The organism is Xanthomonas sp. NCPPB 1062, from assembly GCF_041481705.2.
In the GTDB taxonomy this organism is placed as follows: Bacteria; Pseudomonadota; Gammaproteobacteria; order Xanthomonadales; family Xanthomonadaceae; genus Xanthomonas; species Xanthomonas euvesicatoria.
Map to the genome: position 1 here is coordinate 2,824,173 of NZ_CM192987.1, position 17,771 is coordinate 2,841,943.

The 17,771-nt window shown below is 63.2% G+C and carries 15 protein-coding genes; 3 read left to right on the forward strand and 12 right to left on the reverse strand.

Annotated features, from left to right (window positions below):
• Positions 1-125 precede the first annotated feature (125 nt).
• Entirely contained in the window at positions 126-1,868 is a 1,743-nt protein-coding gene (locus ACCQ16_RS12410; protein ID WP_029819650.1) for a PTS fructose transporter subunit IIC, read from the forward strand.
• Between the two features lie 171 nt (positions 1,869-2,039).
• Complete coding sequence (locus tag ACCQ16_RS12415) at positions 2,040-3,317, forward strand: carbohydrate porin (protein ID WP_218505800.1); 1,278 nt, start codon at positions 2,040-2,042, stop codon at positions 3,315-3,317.
• 303 nt (positions 3,318-3,620) lie between these two features.
• On the opposite strand, the gene ACCQ16_RS12420 is transcribed toward ACCQ16_RS12415, so the two are convergent.
• From ACCQ16_RS12420 to ACCQ16_RS12470, 11 genes are all read right to left on the reverse strand, one after another.
• Entirely contained in the window at positions 3,621-4,139 is a 519-nt protein-coding gene (locus tag ACCQ16_RS12420; RefSeq protein WP_218490650.1) for a hypothetical protein, read from the reverse strand.
• 71 nt (positions 4,140-4,210) lie between these two features.
• Positions 4,211-4,498 (reverse strand): hypothetical protein, encoded by a 288-nt coding sequence (locus ACCQ16_RS12425; protein WP_218196158.1) that lies wholly within the window; start codon positions 4,496-4,498, stop codon positions 4,211-4,213.
• A gap of 495 nt (positions 4,499-4,993) precedes the next feature.
• Positions 4,994-5,107 (reverse strand): hypothetical protein, encoded by a 114-nt coding sequence (locus tag ACCQ16_RS12430; protein WP_506175198.1) that lies wholly within the window; start codon positions 5,105-5,107, stop codon positions 4,994-4,996.
• Between the two features lie 80 nt (positions 5,108-5,187).
• Positions 5,188-6,290 (reverse strand): IS3 family transposase gene (locus tag ACCQ16_RS12435; RefSeq protein ID WP_506175357.1). Its coding sequence is split into 2 segments (ribosomal slippage): positions 5,188-6,032 and positions 6,032-6,290, totalling 1,104 coding nucleotides; the frame shifts between segments, so codons are not numbered across the junction.
• 48 nt (positions 6,291-6,338) lie between these two features.
• Entirely contained in the window at positions 6,339-6,557 is a 219-nt protein-coding gene (locus ACCQ16_RS12440) for a MafI2 family immunity protein (protein WP_506175199.1), read from the reverse strand.
• Between the two features lie 1,701 nt (positions 6,558-8,258).
• On the reverse strand, positions 8,259-9,227 hold the full coding sequence (gene secF, locus ACCQ16_RS12445; RefSeq protein WP_010372305.1) for a protein translocase subunit SecF: 969 nt from the start codon (positions 9,225-9,227) through the stop codon (positions 8,259-8,261).
• An 89-nt stretch (positions 9,228-9,316) separates the two neighbouring features.
• The gene (gene secD, locus ACCQ16_RS12450) at positions 9,317-11,161 is read right to left on the reverse strand and encodes a protein translocase subunit SecD (RefSeq protein ID WP_014090428.1); all 1,845 of its coding nucleotides are present in this window, start codon (positions 11,159-11,161) and stop codon (positions 9,317-9,319) included.
• 190 nt (positions 11,162-11,351) lie between these two features.
• Positions 11,352-11,705 carry a preprotein translocase subunit YajC gene (gene yajC, locus ACCQ16_RS12455; protein ID WP_003489768.1) on the reverse strand — a complete coding sequence of 118 codons (354 nt, stop codon included), beginning with the start codon at positions 11,703-11,705 and terminating at the stop codon, positions 11,352-11,354.
• A 131-nt stretch (positions 11,706-11,836) separates the two neighbouring features.
• Positions 11,837-12,982, reverse strand: a complete 1,146-nt coding sequence (gene tgt, locus ACCQ16_RS12460) for a tRNA guanosine(34) transglycosylase Tgt (protein WP_218505795.1) — start codon at positions 12,980-12,982, stop codon at positions 11,837-11,839.
• 81 nt (positions 12,983-13,063) lie between these two features.
• Positions 13,064-14,134, reverse strand: coding sequence for a tRNA preQ1(34) S-adenosylmethionine ribosyltransferase-isomerase QueA (gene queA, locus ACCQ16_RS12465; RefSeq protein WP_277572694.1), 1,071 nt, complete (start codon positions 14,132-14,134; stop codon positions 13,064-13,066).
• Between the two features lie 165 nt (positions 14,135-14,299).
• Positions 14,300-14,731: an Lrp/AsnC family transcriptional regulator gene (locus tag ACCQ16_RS12470; RefSeq protein ID WP_008574410.1), complete on the reverse strand. Its 432-nt coding sequence runs from the start codon at positions 14,729-14,731 to the stop codon at positions 14,300-14,302.
• Between the two features lie 122 nt (positions 14,732-14,853).
• Between ACCQ16_RS12470 and ACCQ16_RS12475 the strand changes: the two genes are divergently transcribed.
• Positions 14,854-16,350 (forward strand): aminotransferase class III-fold pyridoxal phosphate-dependent enzyme, encoded by a 1,497-nt coding sequence (locus ACCQ16_RS12475; protein ID WP_218534425.1) that lies wholly within the window; start codon positions 14,854-14,856, stop codon positions 16,348-16,350.
• A gap of 350 nt (positions 16,351-16,700) precedes the next feature.
• Here the strand turns inward: ACCQ16_RS12475 and ACCQ16_RS12480 are convergent, their stop codons facing one another.
• Positions 16,701-17,408 (reverse strand): glycosyltransferase family 32 protein, encoded by a 708-nt coding sequence (locus tag ACCQ16_RS12480; protein ID WP_008574407.1) that lies wholly within the window; start codon positions 17,406-17,408, stop codon positions 16,701-16,703.
• Between the last annotated feature and the right edge of the window lie 363 nt (positions 17,409-17,771).

Sequence of the window (17,771 nt, forward strand, 5' to 3'; positions counted from 1 at the left end):
ACCCAGGCGGCCGTCGGGCCGGCAGTTGCATGCCGCGGCAGATCGCGCGCGTCACCGCCACGCATAACGCTTGAAATTCCCCCCGCCGACAACACCGGCGACCGCAACACAGCAGGAGTTTTGCCATGTCCTCTTCCATCGTGGTCATCGCCGCTGGCGAACGCAGTACCGAAGCCGTCCTGGCGGCCGAAGCGCTGCGCCGCGCGGCCACTGCCGCCGGCCGTCGCGTGACGATCGAAATCCGCAGCGACCAGGGCGTGCTCGGCGCCTTGCCGGGCGAACTCGCCAGCAGTGCCGCCCAGGTCCTGGTGGTCGGCGACGCCGATGCCGACACCACCCGCTTTGGCGATGCGCAACTGGTGCGCCTGAGCCTGGGCGCGGTGCTGGACGACCCGGCCGCTGCGATCGGCAAGCTGGCCGCACACGCCGACCCGGCCGTCGCCGGCAATCCCGGTGGCACCGCTAGCGGCAACAAGCGCATCGTGGCCATCACCTCCTGCCCTACCGGCATCGCGCACACCTTCATGGCCGCCGAAGGCCTGCAGCAGGCCGCCAAGAAACTCGGCTACCAGATGCGGGTGGAAACCCAGGGCTCGGTGGGTGCGCAGGACGCACTCACCGACGAAGAAATCCGCGCAGCAGACGTCGTCATCATTGCCGCCGACCGCGAAGTGGACCTGGCCCGCTTCGGCGGCAAGCGCGTGTTCAAGAGCGGCACCAAGCCGGCGATCAACGATGGCCCGGCGCTGATCAACAAGGCGCTGGCCGACGCCAGCGTGCAGGGCGGCGCGACTCCTGCCACCGGCACCGCTGCCAGCGGCACCGCGAACAAGGGCACCGGCCGCACCGGCGCCTACAAGCACCTGATGACCGGCGTCTCGTTCATGCTGCCGTTCGTCACTGCCGGCGGCCTGCTGATTGCTTTGGCATTTGCCCTCGGCGGCATCTACGCCGGCGACGATGCGCACCAGGGCACGCTGGCCTGGTCGCTGTTCCAGATCGGCGCCAAGGCCGGCTTCACCCTGATGGTGCCGGCCCTGGCCGGTTACATCGCCTACTCCATCGCCGACCGCCCCGGCATCGCGCCCGGCATGATCGGCGGCCTGGTCGCGGCCAATCTCAACGCCGGTTTCCTCGGCGGGATCATTGCCGGCTTCATCGCCGGCTACGGCGTGGCGGCGCTCAACCGCTACATCAAGCTGCCGCGCAACCTGGAAGGCCTCAAGCCGGTGCTGATCCTGCCGGTGCTGGGCACCCTGCTGGTCGGGCTGGCGATGATGTACGTGTTCGGCCAGCCGGTGGCCGACCTGCTGGCCTGGCTCACCGCCTGGCTGCGCGGCATGCAGGGCAGCAGCGCCTTGCTGCTGGGCCTGCTGCTCGGCGGCATGATGGCTTTCGACATGGGCGGGCCGGTCAACAAGGCGGCCTATGCGTTCTCCACCGGCCTGATCGCCAGCCAGGTCTACACCCCGATGGCCGCCGCCATGGTCGCCGGTATGACCCCGCCGCTGGGCATCGCGCTGGCGACCTGGGTGTTCCGCAACCGCTTCACCGCCGAAGAGCGCGGCTCGGCCACTGCCGCCGGCGTGCTCGGGCTGGCCTTCGTGACCGAGGGCGCCATCCCGTACGCTGCGCGCGACCCGTTGCGCACCATCCCGGCGCTGGTGATCGGCTCGGCCGTGGCCGGCGCCATCTCGATGACCGCCGGTGCCGAATTGAAGGCACCCCACGGCGGCATCTTCGTGCTGTTGATCCCCAACGCCGTCACCCACCTGCTCAACTACGTGCTGGCCCTGGTGGTCGGTGTGGTGGTCACGGCCATCGCGCTGCGCCTGCTCAAGAAGCCAGTGACCGACGTCGTTGCCTGAGGCACCTCCGGCGGCATGGACCTGCCGCCGCACCTGACGCGCCTGAGTTTTCCCGCGCGCCCCTGACCTGCTTCACCGCTGCGCGCACCCAGGTGCGCTACCAGCGGCTTGCCCACCCATGTGTTGTCGCGTTCGCCACCACGGCCACGCCCTTTTGTCCGGAGTCCTGCCATGACCGCTCTCGCCCCCCGCCGTGCCCGCCCCCGCCTGCTGTGCCTGTCGCTGACCTTGGCACTGACCCCGCTCGCCCACGCGCAGGACGCCGCCGACGCCTTCAAGCTCAAGCTGGGCTACACCGGCGAAGCCGCCTCGATGATCGACGGCGGCCGCAAAAGCGGCAACGCCTATGCCGGCCAGTTGATGGTCGGCACCGATGTCGACATGGACCGCCTGTTCGGCTGGAACGGTGCCACGGTGAAGTTGTACGTCAGCAACCGCCACGGCACCAACCTGGCCAACAGCAGCATCGGCAACAGCACCTCGGTGCAGGAAATCTACGGCGGCCAGGGCACGCGCCTGGCCAACTTCACCCTGCTGCAGAAGCTCTTCAACGACCGCCTCGAACTGGAAGCCGGCCGCAGCGTGGCCAACATCCACTTCCTGGGCTCGGACCTGTGCCAGTACTTCCAGGGCAACTCGGCCTGCGGCAACCCCACCTTCGTGTTCCGCACCAGCAACTTCACTTACTGGCCGGTCTCCAGCTGGGCCGCGCATGCCACCGCCTGGGTCACACCGAAGGTCTATCTGCATGTCGGCGCCTACGAGGTCAACCCCATCCAGGCACAGGACGGCCAGCACGGCCTGAACTGGAGCACCAACGACACCACCGGCGTGGTCGTGCCCTATGCCGTCGGCTACAAGAACAAGGGTGGCGACGGCAGCATGGCCGCCATGTACGAACTGGGCGGCTGGCAGGACAACTCCGACTACACCGACCCGCTGCGCGACCGCAACGGCAACCCGGCCGTGCTCAGCGGCCTGGGCTACGAGAACAAGCAGGGCCGCTCGGGCATGTTCGCCCGCTTCGAACAACAGGTCACCAACCCCGACCCGTCGGGTACGCGCGGCCTCACCGTCTTCGGCGCCATGCTCAAGAGCACCGGCGGCCAAGCCATCGAAGACCATTTCATCCAGCTCGGCCTGGTGCAGAAAGGCACCTTCGCCAGCCGCCCGCAGGACAACATCGCCTTCGTGATCACCCAGCAGAAGTACAGCGACGAAGCGATCGAAAACCTGCGCCTGGCCCGCGCCTCCGCCGGCGGCACCGGCACCCCCGCCGACAACCAGATCATGATGGAGCTCAGCTACGGCATCCAGGTCACCAAGCGCCTGCGCATCGCCCCGAACCTGCACTACGTGATCAACCCCGACCAGTTCAACGAACCGACCCGCACCAACGATCTGAAGAACGCGTTGATTGCGGGCATGCGGATCGACTGGAATCTGTGAGCCGAAGAGAGCTGCGCGCGTTGCGCGCATGCTTGGTGGGCATCACTGCCTGAAGTGAGCGGCGGGTGCGTTGCATTTACTGCAGTGCAACGCATTGCGTCGACTCGGTTGGCCTGGGCATTTGCCGGATTTGGCCAATGAGTTCGATGAGCCGCTAGGCGCGCAACCGTATGCAATGAAGCGTTATCGGCCGATCGGGTCGCGCGCAAGCCGGTCGCTGTAATGACCCACCACTGCCTAACGCCCGAGTTAAGCCCAGCCGCAAAGCGGGTTCGGCTTGAATGAATTGCTAAAAGGAAGCTGTCACCTCCAGAACTGCCACCACTTCTTTGCCGACGAGCCTTGCACCAACTCCAAAACATCACGGGGCTCATACTTTCCGTATTCGTTGGTGCCAAGGACGTGCATCCCATGAGCCTCAGTCAGCGCAATGAATGCTCCAATCCCGCCATACGGATAACCATGCGGATCGATCCGGAGTTCTGCCGTGTCGCCATCCACCTTTTCAACTTCACGCAGCTGATAGTCACCCCTCTCCACAGCATCCAGGATTTCGCCGAAATCCCAAGAAGAGCCGACGGCATCATGAGGTGACATGGTAATAATCGGCCTAGTGGATCTGAGGTGATGATCGGCAGCCCGCTCCTTATCTGAAAGCGTGAATAGACGAGAAGCTACCTCAGGATGTAGCTTTCCCTTCCAGTCCAAGGGGGAGCCAAAATCTTCCGTGTCCTTTGATCGCTTTAATTCCTGGAAAATTTCCACTAACGGAACATACAAGTCTTGGCGATCAATCCGAAAGAAAATTCCAATACTGTGCATATCGCCCACTCCATCCAATACTGAATTGAGCCGAGCCGCGACGCTGTTACGGCTTGAATGAATTGTTAGGCCTACCAGCCTTGAACTTGCGCAAAAGACTCTAGCTGCCGCTGGATTTTGGCAGCCAGCCCCGGCGACGTGTAGAACGAAAGATCAGGAGCATCAATGTCGTCCTTGAATGCGACTATTACTAACCGCTCTGTCTGTCCGTCTGAGTTGACGGAGAACTCCCAATTGCCTGTTTGCTCCACTGGCAGCGCAGCAATTGCCTCGGTAAGTGCGTCAGCATCCAAGTTGGAAGCAATGGAACTAGAGAGCTCGTGCAGAAATGGCCTTATCCCCTCTTGGTCGAAGTTCATGGAAGCTTCGGTGAGTCCAGAGACGTCAATTGGCGACCTAGGCGTTGAGCAGGCCACGCCCGAAACTGACAGAAGCAAAGCCAAAGTTGCTAAGAACTTTCTCATAGTGAGTAAAGCCAGAATTAGGCCGCGCCGCGAAGCGGCATCGGCTTGAATGAATTGTTAGGCTCCAGCTAACGCTGTGACCGACTCGACTGTGATGCTGCCATTAAAGCCCTCTGCAATGCACGCTGCAATGGCGTCCGAGAACTCGTCCGTCAGGGCAGAACCATCTGTGTCTTAGTCGTTGTCCGCTTGCAGCAGCAGCCGAGAGCCATTCCACAAGCACTGAACGTTCTGGTGCCAGGGTCGGTGCGTGAATTCATCAGCGATGTCACAGGCAGCGGCAGCGCCGACCCGCGCAGGAACTCCACTACAGGCAAGGACTACTCGATACATGGGGCTTAACGCCTGAATTAAGCCGCGCCGCGAAGCGGCGTCGGATTGAATGAATTGCTAGGCCGCACTCTCAGGCTCCCAACGTCGGTAGACCACATGTCTCAGCGGCTTTAGGGCACTAGGGGCGGGAACAGACACGTGCTGCTCATCTAGGTCCCAGGGTGCAGCCAAGTCCGCAATGACCTCTGTGGCTGCGCAAGAACAGCACTCTTGCGCGAGCGACGTCCCCCCGCTCTGAGTAGCGGCCGGGTTTAGAGTCCGGGGTTGATGATATCGGTGTTGGCCAGCTGTTGGGCATACGCAGATGGCGTCATGCCGCCAATGGCCTTCTTGGGTCGCTCCTCGTTGTATTCGCGTCGCCAGCGTTCGATCTCGGTACGCGCATGCAGCAGGGTTGGGAACCAGTGCTCGTTGAGGCATTCGTCGCGCAGCCGGCCATTGAACGATTCGACGTAGGCGTTCTGGTTTGGCTCGCCAGGCTGGATCAGCCGTAACTGCACGCCACGCGCATGTGCCCAGGCCACCATCGCTTTGCCGCAAAACTCCTTGCCGTTATCTGTGCGGATCACCTGTGGCAAGCCGCGACTGTGCGCCAGCCGATCCAGCACGCGTGTCACGCCATGGCCCGAGATTGCGCGCTCCACCTCGATGGCGATCGCTTCGTGGGTTGCATCGTCCACGATCACCAGACACTTGATCACTCGGCCTTCGGCGCTGCGGTCGAACACGAAATCCATCGACCACACCTGATTGGCCTGCGATGGCCGCAGCAGCGGCTGACGCTCTCCTATCAGCACCTTTTTGCGCTTGCGGCGCCGGACCTGCAGCTGCTGCTCGCGGTACAACCGCTCCACACGCTTGTAGTTCACGATGCGTCCTTCCTGTCGTAATTTGAGATAGATCATCCCCACACCATAACGGCGATGGCGATGCGCCAACGCACAGATGCGTTCGCGCAGTTCGACGTTGCGATCTTCGCGCGGGCAATATCGCAGCGCACTGGCGCTCATGCCGATCACTGCCAACGCACGACGCTCGCTGGCACCACGCCCGATCCACTCGCGCACCAGCATGCGACGCGCCGGTGCGCTCACCACTTTTTTCGCAGTGCATCCTTGATCAGGTCGTTCTCGAACAGCTGCTCGGCCAGCAACTTCTTCAGCCGCGCGTTCTCGGACTCAAGGTCCTTGAGCCGCTTGGCATCGGGCACGCTCATCCCGCCGAACTTGCTGCGCCACAGATAATAGGAAGCCTCGCTGAAGCCATGCCGCCGGCACAGGTCCTTGATCGCCACACCGGCATCAGCTTCGCGCAGGAAGCCGATGATCTGTTCTTCAGAAAAACGCTTCTTCACGTCCAATCTCCTCGAGTTAGGGAATTGGACTCCAAACTGAGGTGCTACTCAAAATCGGGGGGGCGTCGCGAGACCGGCAGCTAAACCGTCGTACTCGAAGCGGAGGCGTACGATAAATGCGTTTTCATCGGCCTCGATCGAGGCTTGACGCAATTCCGGGTGGACCTCGCCACAGAGGGCGCGGACTAGAGAGAGCACTAATGTCTGACGCGATGCGGTGCTGTCCATGCGGTCTAACGCTGGAAATAAACCGCGTGCCGTAGGCATGTCGGCTTGATTGAACTGTTAGGCCGACGACTTAGGTCGCCGCAGTAGGGATTGAATGTATGGCGAGCTGGAGCCATTCCAGCCGCAGATGACACATTACCCTGAAATGAACTCATGCGAGCATTTCGGTGTGGCATACATAACATGAGCGCACTCTGGACACAGCCACGACATGTTTGAAGCGGTGGCGACATATTGGCTCTCGCATTCATCGCATCTCCTCAAGATTCCGTCCATTGCGGCCTAACGCCTCAGTTAAGCCGCGCCGGAAAGCGGCGTTGACTTGGATGAATTGTTAGGCTCCATTAGTTGAAGCCCCATGGAAACGGCGGCTCTGTCGCAACAGTGAAACCCAATGGCACCAACATGCCATAAAACCTGATCACATCACTTGCAGTGAATGTGGAGTTGAGAGGTTTGCCATCCCTCAAAGCTTGGAGTGCCTCATGACCCGAAACGCCAAGCTCCGCTGCAACTCGACCTGCCGCCCTGGTAAGGTTATCGCTAGTTGCAGTTAGGAACACCAGGTAGTTTTTCTCATCCCATTCAGGGCGCTCATAGTTTGTCGTTGCAACTGCCCAAGCACACTCGCTGCAGGACAGCACGACAGATCGACCAGAGATCGATCTGAGCACGGAAGCACCGCAGTCTGGGCAAGCATTCTCTGTCATGTGGAGCCTAACGCTTGAATTAAGCCGAGTTGCGAAGCAATTTCGGCTTGAATGAGTTGTTAGGACTCATCACGAGTATCGCGCCGGTAGTGGTGCCTTAGCCTGGATAGCCTCAAGCACTGCGTCTGGATTGCTCTGGCACCAATAGCGGAAATACAAAGATGGCTCCTTGCCCTTAAACAGATCAGTCGCGCTTGTCTCAGGATGAATCAAAAGCCTGGGCTGATGCCACTGTTGAGCCATAACGCCAATGGGGCTTTCAGAGCCAGCAACATCAATTAGCCATGTTGCTTGCCCTCCGGAAATGTCTGCCAGCGGGCAAGCGCGCCAAGCAGCGACTAGCACCTCTAGGATATTTGAGGATGCCGCAATGGAAAACGTTGCTCGGTGTGAGTTACAGTCATCTCCAGCACAAACGCTGTCTCGGTCTGCTGTGATTTGGATTACGACAGCCTCTGACATGAGCCCTAACTACTATTGGACCGCCGAAATGCGGTGTTGCATGGAGTATCTGCGATCGCTGGCGCTTTGTGAATGGGGGAAATCCTGGCCGCGATCACGGGATAGCACGATGAGATCGACCCCGACCATGCAGACGCTTGGAGTGTTATCCAGCAAGGACACAGGCGTATGAAATACGCCACCAAAAACAATGGCGTAACAGCACGTCCGCCAACGCAGTTACTCGGTCAAGTGCGCAACCGCCTGCGAGCAGGACAGCGCCGAGCAGGCCTATCCGAGCCGGTGTTGTTTGTGCAGATGGGCCAGGCGCGCGTCGAGGCGTTCCTCACCCGCTTGGCGACGATGCGCAGGTGTCTGCGGCACGCAGAACCAGGCGTTTGGCTGTGCTGTTGTTTTTCTACCGCGAAGTACTGCGTATCGATCGGCATGACGTGCCCGACGAAATCCCGAGTTGTCACAATCTTGGGTAGTGACGTCATGGTGCACAACCATGCAGTCACGACGCCCAACGCCAGAAACGAAAAAACCGCGCGATGCGCGGTTTTCTCGTCACACCTTTGCCAACCCATCAAGGACGGCGCGCCAGCGCCTCCACGTCCTTGGCCTTGGGCAGCAGGTCCTGCTTGGTCACCGCAAACGGCCCGATGCTCAGCATCGGCACGGCCACGATCACCGAGGAGATCACCACGATCACCGCGCCAATCATGTGGGTCTCGGCCAGGCCTTCCATCGACTCGCCGCCGTAGATGTACAACGCCAACGCCGACAGGAAGAACATCACCGCGGTGATCACCGTGCGCGAGAGCGTCTGGTTGATCGAGCGGTTAAGCACTTCCAGCGGCTCCACGCGCAGGGCGCGGAAGTTTTCGCGCACGCGGTCGAACACCACGATGATGTCGTTGATCGCAAAGCCCATCACCGACAGCAGGCCGGCCAGCACGGTCAGGTCGAACTCGCGGCCGGTCAGCGACACGAAGGCCACGGTGACCAGCAGATCGAACAACGCAGTCAGGCTGGCGACCACCGCGAACTTCCACTCGAAGCGGAACGCGATGTAGATCAAAAAGCCCACCAGCATGAACACCGTGGCATACACGCCGTTCAAGGCCAGATCCTTGCCGACCTGCGGGCCGACGAATTCGCCAGGCTGCACGGTGGCCGGATTCTCATCGCTGGTCACCGCCTTGCGCACATCTTCGGCAACGGTGCGCGCGGCATCGTCGCGATTGTTGTTCTGGCCATGCGGCTGCAGGCGGATCATGACTTCATTGCCGCCGCGGGCGTTCTGCACCTGGGCGTTTTCGAAGCCGGCCTTGGACAGCTTCTCGCGCACCTGGTCCACGTCCACGGTCTTCTGGAACGAGGTCTGCACCAGCGTGCCGCCCGTGAACTCCAGCGCATAGTTGAAACCCTTGCCGACGATGATGCCGACCGAGGCGACTGCCAACACCAGCATCAAGATGAGCACCGGCTTGCGCCAGCTCATGAAATCGATCTTGGTGTCGTTCGGGATCAGGTGAAGCGGAAAAATTTTCATCGAAAGATCTTCCTAAGCAGTCCGCACATGGATGTGCGGGCTCTTGCGAGGGACTCGCATTACAGACGGGCTCTTGCGAGGGACTCGCATTAAATAGCGACAGACTTCAGCTTCTTGCGGCTGCCGTAGATCAACACCGCCAGCGCACGCGAGACCGTGATCGCGGTGAACATCGAGGCGAAAATACCGATCATCATGGTCAGCGCGAAGCCCTTCAGCGGGCCGGTACCGAACGCATACAACGCCACCGCCACGATCAGGCCGGTAAGGTTGGCGTCGAGTATGGTGCCGCCGGCCTTTTCGTAACCGGCCGCGATCGCCGACTTGGCCGGTACGCCCAGGCGCAACTCTTCGCGGATACGCTCGTTGATCAGCACGTTGGCGTCCACCGACAGACCGACCGACAGCGCCAGGCCAGCAAAGCCCGGCAACGTCATGGTGGCACCGAACAGCGACATCACCGCCACTACGATCAGCAGGTTGAACAGCAGCGCCACCGAGGTGATCGCGCCGAACACGCGGTAGTAGATGGTGAAAAACACCAGGGTGAACAGGAACGAGTAGACCACCGCCGTGACGCCGCGCTCCACGTTCTCCGCACCCAGGCTCGGTCCGATGACGTATTCCTCGACGAAGTCCATGGGCGCGGCCAGCGAGCCCGATTTCAGCAGCTTGGCCAGGTTCTCGGCTTCGGTCTTTTCCAGACCGGTGGTCTGGAAGTTCTTGCCGAACACGCCGGCAATGCGGGTCGGCGACAAGGCTTCTTCCTTGACCCGTACGCTGCGCACTTCCTTGCCGTCGACCATGGTCACGGTGGGAATGCGCTCGATGTAGACCACCGACATCAGCTTGCCGACGTTGGCGCTGGTGTAGTCGAACATGCGCTGGCCGGCGACGTTGTTGAGCGTCACCGCCACTGCCGGCATGCCGTTCTGGTCGGTGCTGACCGATGCGCTGACCATCTGGTCGCCGGTCACCAGCGCGCGCTTGTTCAACAATACCGGCGCGTTGCTGTCGCGCAGGCGATAGACCTTGGCCTCCGGCGGAATGTTGCCGCTGCGCACGGCATCGTCGGCATTACCGTCGACCACGGCGCGGAATTCCAGCGAGGCGGTGGCACCGATCAGGCGCTTGGCTTCGGCGGTGTCCTGCAGACCGGGCAGTTCAACCACGATGCGGTCCTCGCCCTGGCGCTGGATGGTCGGCTCGGACACGCCCAGTGCGTTGACGCGGTTGCGCAAGGTGGTGAGGTTCTGCTCGATCGCACCGCTGGCGATCTGCTTGAGCTCGGCCTCCGGCACCTTCACGGCGATGTTCTGGCCGCTGACGTCGTAGGTCAGGGTCGGCTGCGCCTTGGCCAGCGTCACGCGCGCGGCGTCGGCATTGGCGCCCTCGCCCAGGTTGACCTGGATACTGTTGTCGGCGCGACGTTCCACCGAGCGATACGGGATACGCGCATCGCGCAAGGTGGTGCGGATGTCTTCGGCAAACCCGTCCAGGCGCTTTTCCAGCGCGGCCTTCTGGTCGACCTGCATGGCGAAGTGCACGCCGCCCACCAGGTCCAGACCCAGCACCATCGGCCGGCCGCCCAGCTTGGCCAACCAGTCCGGCACGGTGGAAGCCAGGTTCAGCGCCACGGTGTAGTTCTCGCCCAGCTGCTGACGCAACACGTCGTTGGCGCGTGTCTGCGCCTGCAGCGAAGGCAACCGCACCATCAGGCTGTCGCCTTCTTTTGTGATCGCCTTTGGGGTGATGCCGGCGCTCTTGAGCTCACCGTCGATGCGGCTGCGCAATGCGTCGTCGAGCTGCGCACCGCGGCTGGCGGTGATCTGCACGGACGGGTCCTTCTGGTACACGTTGGGCAACGCATACAGCGCGCTGACGGCCAGTACCAGCAGGATCAGGAAGTACTTCCAGCGAGGAAATTCGAGCATTGCGACAGTCCCGCGTGGCACCATCCCGGCGCCGCGCCTAGCAGTGAGAACGACTTCAAGCGACCGGTACAACGTCGCCAATGGTCTTCAGATGGATACGGGCGGTACGGCGGAACCGGTGGGTCACAACCTCCGGTTCCACCTGGCGACTGCGCCTGCCTGACAGCGGCGCAGCCGTTGCAAGACGCGTTTAGCTCGCCGACTTCAGCGTGCCCTTCGGCAGCACATGGCCCACGGCGCTCTTCTGCACGCGGATACGCACGTTGTCGGCCACTTCCACGCTGATGAAGTTGTCGCCGATGTCGGTGATCACGCCCGCAACGCCGCCGGAGGTGATCACTTCATCGCCGCGCGCCAGCTTGTCCAGCAGCGCCTTGTGTTCTTTCTGACGCTTCATCTGCGGGCGGATCATCAGGAAGTACATCACGGCGATCAGGATGATCGGCAGCGCGAAGGTGGACAGGCCTCCCATCGGGCCGGGTGCCGGCGCGCCGCCAGCGGCCTGCGCCTGGGCAGCGGGGATCAGGAAATCGAGCAGATTCATTCAGTGCATCCTAGTTTGGTGCCAGCGCGCCCGTGGGCCCGCTCGCTATTCAGGTACCGCCGGGGCGGAACAGCAGGGAATTATGCCACGCAGGTTCCACGCCGTCCGCGCCGGGGCGCGGACGGCCGGTCTCAGCTGGTTTCCCCCGGCAACGGCGGCGTGATGGCGCCGCGTGCCGCATAGAAGGACCGCCGGAACTCCACAAAGGTTCCCGAAGCGATCGCCGCACGCATGTCGGCCATCAGTTTTTCGTAGTACCAGAGGTTGTGCAGGGTGCCCAGCATCGGCGCCAGCATTTCGTTGCAGCGGTCCAGATGGCGCAGGTAGGCGCGCGTATAGCCGCTACTGCAGGCATGGCAGCCGCAGCCCGGCTCGATGGTGTCCAGGTCGCGCTCGTACTTGGCGTTGCGGATACGCACGGTGCCGAACGAGGTGAAATAGTGGCCGTTGCGCGCATTGCGGGTGGGCATGACGCAATCGAACATGTCCACTCCGCGCGCCACCCCTTCGACCAGGTCTTCCGGGCGGCCCACGCCCATCAGGTAACGCGGGCGCTCGGCCGGCAGGCGCGGATGCAGGTGTTCGAGCATGGCGTTGCGCTCGTGCTCGGGCTCGCCCACTGCCAGCCCGCCGATCGCATACCCGTCGAAACCGATGCCTTGCAGACCATCCAGCGAGCGGCTGCGCAGGTCCGGATGCACCCCACCCTGCACGATGCCGAACAGCGCCGCATCGTTGCCCAGCCCGTCGTGCGCGTCGCGCGAGCGCTGCGCCCAGCGCAGGCTCAGCTCCATCGAGCGGCGCGCGACGTCCTCGGTGGCCGGGTACGGCGTGCACTCGTCGAAGATCATCACGATGTCCGAATCGAGCACCTCTTGAATTTTCATGCTCTCTTCGGGGCCCAGGAACACCCGCGCGCCATCGGTCGGCGAGGAAAAGGTCACGCCCTGCTCGGTGATCTTGCGGCGATGCGCCAGCGAAAACACCTGGAACCCGCCGGAATCGGTGAGGATGGGCCCATCCCAGCGCGCAAATCCGTGCAGCCCGCCGTGATCGCCGATGACCTCCAGGCCCGGGCGCAGATACAGGTGGAAGGTGTTGCCCAGGATGATCTCCGCACCCAGCGCGCGGATCTGCTCGGGCAGGATGCCCTTGACCGAGCCATAGGTGCCGACCGGCATGAACGCAGGCGTCTCGACCGTGCCACGCGGGAAGGTCAGGCGCCCACGTCGGGCATGCCCGTCGGTGGCTTGGAGCTGGAACTGGAGTCGGGACATTGAGGGGCCGGGAATGGGGAGTCGGGAATCGGGAATGGGAAGAGCGGTTGGCAGGTGGCTGATCGTTCGGCGGGTCCCGCCTTACGATTCCCCATTCCCGACTCCCGATTCCCCGCCCCACAACAACATCGCATCGCCGTACGAAAAGAAGCGATAGCGCTGCGCGATGGCGTGGTGGTAGGCGGCGAAGATGCGCTCGCGGCCGGCGAAGGCGCAGACCATCATCATCAAGGTGCTTTCGGGCAGATGGAAGTTGGTGACCATCGCGTCGACGCTGCGGATGCGGTAGCCGGGCAGGATGAAGATCTGGGTTTCGCCGGCAAATGGCTGCAATTCGCCTTCGGGCGCGGCCTTGGTCTTGCGCCAGGCGCTTTCCAGCGAGCGCACCACTGTCGTGCCCACCGCGATCACGCGGCCGCCGCGGGCGCGGGTGCGGCGTACCTGTTCGACCAGCGTGGCACCGACGTTGAGCCACTCCTTGTGCATCACGTGCTGGTCGAGCTTGTCCACCCGCACCGGCTGGAAGGTGCCGGCGCCCACATGCAAGGTGACGTGGCCGAACTCCACCCCGCGCTCGCGCAGGCGCGCCAGCAGCGGCTCGTCGAAGTGCAGCCCGGCGGTGGGCGCGGCGACCGCGCCGACTTCGCGCGCGAACACGGTCTGATAGCGCTCGCGGTCTTCGGCACCCGGCTCGCGGCGGATATAGGGCGGCAGCGGCAGGCGGCCAGCCTCCAGCAGCCAGTGCTCCAGCGGGGTCGGGATCTGGAAACGCAGCAGATAGAACTCGCCATCGCGGCCCAGCACCTCGGCCTGGCCGCCGGCATCGAGCGCGATCACGCTGCCGGCCTTGGGCGACTTGCTGGCGCCGATCTGCACGCGCGCCTCGCGCTCGCCAAGCAGGCGCTCGATCAGGATCTCCACTCGCCCGCCGCTGGCCTTCTGCCCGAACAAGCGCGCCGGAATGACCCGGGTGTCGTTGAAGATCAGCAGATCGCCGGGCTGCAGCAGCTCGGGCAGATCGCGCACCTGGCGGTCGCCGAAGGCCGCTGGCGCCGGCGGCACCACCAGCAGGCGGCTGGCGGCACGTTCGGCCAGCGGCGCCTGGGCGACCAGTTCTTCGGGCAGCTCGTAATGGAAATCGGACTTCTTCAAGGCCGCAGGATCGTTGGCGGAGTAGCCGCATAGTGTAACTGCGGCGGGGATTGGGGATTGGGGATTGGGGATTCGTAAGAGCAGGGTCCAGGGACCGAACGCTGTACGACGCAAGCTGGCCCGCTTTTACGAATCCCTAATCCCGAATGCCCAATCCCGGCTCATTCAACGCTCGAACTTGGTCGACAGGATGATCGCGCTGGTCGTGCGCTCCACGCCGTCGATGGCGCCGATGGCGTCGGTGAGCACGTCCATCTCGTTGACGCCGCCGACCACGCCCAGGGCGACCAGGTCGTAGGCACCGCTGACCGAGTGCAGCAGGCGCACTTCCGGGATATCGCGCAGCGCCTTCACCACGGCCGGCATCTTCTTGGGCAGCACGGTGATCAGGATGTGCGCACGGATGCGGCCCTGCTCGTAGTCGTCATGCGTGCGCACGGTGTAGCCGCTGATCACGCCGTCGCGCTCGAGCTTTTCGATGCGGCTCTGCACGGTCGTGCGCGAGAGCCCGAGCCGCCGCGCGATCTGGGCGGTGGACGCGCGCGCGTCCTCGCGCAGCAGCGACAACAGGCGTTCGTCGGAGGGGGTGATCTTCACTATTGCGCATTCGTTTCGGCGAATCGACGAAAATACCGCACTTCCTGCCCAGATTCACGCTGCCAAACGCCGATCTTCTGCCGATAATAGGAAGGGAACGCCACCTTTGAAGGAGATGCGCCATGTCCGTCCTTGCCCCGCTCGCCCCGCTGCGTGCCCATGCCGGCCGCCGCCTGACCGAAGGCCTGGACGATGCGACCATCGCGCGCCTGGCCGGCAGCCACCCTGACCTGCAGCAGGCCATCCATGCGGCAGCAGCCGAGTACGCGCTGGTGCGCGATGACGCCGCCGACCTGCTGGACCTGGACGAAGAGGCTCAGATCGGCGCGGTGCAGGAAGGTTTCATCAATTTCTATGCCGACGACGCAGTGACGCCTTACGTGGCACTGGCCGCACGCGGGCCATGGGTGGTCACGCTCAAGGGCGCAGTGCTCTACGACGCCGGCGGCTACGGCATGCTCGGCTTCGGCCATACGCCGGCCGCGGTGCTCGAGGCCATGGCGCGCCCGCAGGTGATGGCGAACGTGATGACGCCCAGCCTGGCGCAACGTCGGCTCGATCGCGCCCTGCGTGCCGAGATCGGCCACAGCCGCGGCGGCTGCCCGTTTGCACGCTTCATGTGTCTCAATTCCGGCTCCGAAGCGGTGGGCCTGGCTGCCCGCATCGTCGATACCAACGCCAAGCTGCACACCGACCCCGGCGCGCGGCATGCCGGTGCCACCATCAAACGCCTGGTGGTCAAGGGCAGCTTCCATGGCCGCACCGATCGCCCGGGCCTGTACTCGGATTCCAGCCGCAAGACCTACACCAAGTACCTGGCCAGCTATCGCGACGAGGATTCGGTCATCGCAATCGCCCCGTACGACGTGGCCGCGTTGCAACGCGCTTTCGATGAGGCCGCGCGCAATCACTGGTTTATCGAAGCGGTGTTCCTGGAGCCGGTGATGGGCGAAGGCGACCCGGGGCGTGCGTTGCCGGCCGAGTTCTACGCCGCCGCGCGCGCGCTGACCCGTACCCATGGCAGCCTGTTGCTGGTCGATTCCATCCAGGCCGGGCTGCGCGCGCATGGCGTGCTGTCGGTGGTGGACTACCCGGGATTCGAGCAGCTCGACTCGCCGGACCTGGAAACCTATTCCAAGGCGCTCAATGCGGCGCAGTACCCGCTGTCGGTACTGGCGGTGACCGAGCACGCCGCGCAGGTGTATCGCAAGGGCACCTACGGCAACACCATGACCACCAACCCGCGCGCGCTCGATGTGGCCTGCGCCACCTTGGCGTTGTTCACCCCGCAGGTGCGCGACAACATCCGCATTCGCGGTGCGCAGGCGATTGCCAAGCTGGAGGCGCTGCAGGCCGAACTCGGCGGCTTGATCACCAAGGTGCAAGGCACCGGCCTGTTGTTCTCCTGCGAACTGGCACCGCAATTCAAGTGCTACGGCGCCGGTTCCACCGAGGAGTGGTTACGCCACCGCGGCGTCAACGTGATCCACGGCGGCGAGAATTCGCTGCGTTTCACCCCGCACTTTGCGATGGATGAAGACGAACTCGATCTGTTGGTCGGTCTGATCGCGCGTGCGCTCAAGGAAGGCCCACGTCAGGTGCAGGCCGCAGCGGCCTGATTTGCTCCACGCGGCACGCCGGCGCGCATGTCGTCGGCGTGCGGCAGATGGCTGACAGGTCTTCCACCGGCGCTGTGCGCGGCGCCCTGGAACCGTGATCGGCGCCGGCGACAGTGGCGCAAGCCTTCGGTTGCGTCCAGCCGATCCAGGATGGGTCATCGGCCATTGTCCCGCCTGCGTTGCCTGGTTTGAATTTGCGCAATACCTGCAACACACGATGCGAAGCCACGAGAACATGCAAGCTTGCGCTTGCATAAATCGCCTGCGCATGCAGGGCGATGACCTCACCCCGATTCGACCTGAGCGGCCCTGCCCCAGGTCGATTGCCGTATCACCGTGCACGCTGCCACTCAGATCGGCACCGCATTCAACTTGCGGCGCAGGTAGTTGGTGAGCGCACGCCGCGGCGACTTGCCGCGCCACGATGCCCAGCACAGGTGCGAGCCGACCGCGATCTTGCCGCCACGATGGCCAAGCCCGAACCAGGTGCGGTCCGGATGGAAGGCATCGCGTGGCGGGAACAGGATGTCGGCGAACTGCCCGCCATGCGCGTTGTAGAAACGCGTCAGCCCACGCGGGCCCGAAATCATCGGGATCTCGCGGTGATCCTGCAGCGTTTCCGGGGCATGCGCGGTAAAGATGTGCTCGATGAACGCGCGCCAGAACGGATGCCCGGGCTCGGAGCCAAACACGGCATTGCCGATCTTGAAGTCTTCCTGGCCCGGCGCGCCTTCCTCGACGGGCAACACGCAATGCTGCGACAGCACCTGCGCATCGAGCGGTCGTAGTAGTTTGTAGTCGGTGTCGAAGTAGAAGCCGCCATGTGCGTGCATGTACGCGCACCGGGCGATGTCGGCTTTCATCACGCCGAAGCGGATCTGCTCGTAGCGCTGGGCAAACTCGGGAAACGCACGCCGCATCAGTTCTGCGTTATCGGCATCGTCCCAGACGTAACAGGTCCATCCAGGCAACAGGCGCTGCAGGCGATCGCAGATCCTGCGCTCTTCCCATAGCAGCTGCTTGGTGGGTGCGGTCAGGTGAATCAATTGGGGAATCATGGGGGCGACTCGGGCGGTGGGGGAACCGAGCCGCCACCGCAGTGCCGCATCGATTCGGCTACCTGGTCGCTGTCCCGGCCGTACCAACCGTAGTCGCACTATCGACGTGACATAAATCGCAGTACATGATGATCGACCGCAAGCTCATAGAAACAATCTATACAGATGCGAAGTTTTGAAACAACGCATAAATACAGTCGAAATCCGGATTAAACCGCGTGCTGCCTTGTCATATTCAAGGCGGCGGTGGGCACCTCGAAGAAGCTGGCAGCGGACACGCAACCACGTGCAGCTTGCAGACCGTCTGCGCACTGCTGCCCCGCCGCCAGTAGCAAGGTAATGCTTGGGCAGGCTGTTGCCTGC

Coding starts and splice junctions, on each gene's coding strand:
- ACCQ16_RS12410 (WP_029819650.1), top strand. CDS start 126: ATGTCCTCTTCCATCGTGGTCATCGCCGCTGGCGAACGCAGTACCGAA.
- ACCQ16_RS12415 (WP_218505800.1), top strand. CDS start 2,040: ATGACCGCTCTCGCCCCCCGCCGTGCCCGCCCCCGCCTGCTGTGCCTG.
- ACCQ16_RS12420 (WP_218490650.1), bottom strand. CDS start 4,139: ATGCACAGTATTGGAATTTTCTTTCGGATTGATCGCCAAGACTTGTAT.
- ACCQ16_RS12425 (WP_218196158.1), bottom strand. CDS start 4,498: ATGAACTTCGACCAAGAGGGGATAAGGCCATTTCTGCACGAGCTCTCT.
- ACCQ16_RS12440 (WP_506175199.1), bottom strand. CDS start 6,557: ATGCCTACGGCACGCGGTTTATTTCCAGCGTTAGACCGCATGGACAGC.
- secF (WP_010372305.1), bottom strand. CDS start 9,227: ATGAAAATTTTTCCGCTTCACCTGATCCCGAACGACACCAAGATCGAT.
- secD (WP_014090428.1), bottom strand. CDS start 11,161: ATGCTCGAATTTCCTCGCTGGAAGTACTTCCTGATCCTGCTGGTACTG.
- yajC (WP_003489768.1), bottom strand. CDS start 11,705: ATGAATCTGCTCGATTTCCTGATCCCCGCTGCCCAGGCGCAGGCCGCT.
- tgt (WP_218505795.1), bottom strand. CDS start 12,982: ATGTCCCGACTCCAGTTCCAGCTCCAAGCCACCGACGGGCATGCCCGA.
- ACCQ16_RS12475 (WP_218534425.1), top strand. CDS start 14,854: ATGTCCGTCCTTGCCCCGCTCGCCCCGCTGCGTGCCCATGCCGGCCGC.
- ACCQ16_RS12480 (WP_008574407.1), bottom strand. CDS start 17,408: ATGATTCCCCAATTGATTCACCTGACCGCACCCACCAAGCAGCTGCTA.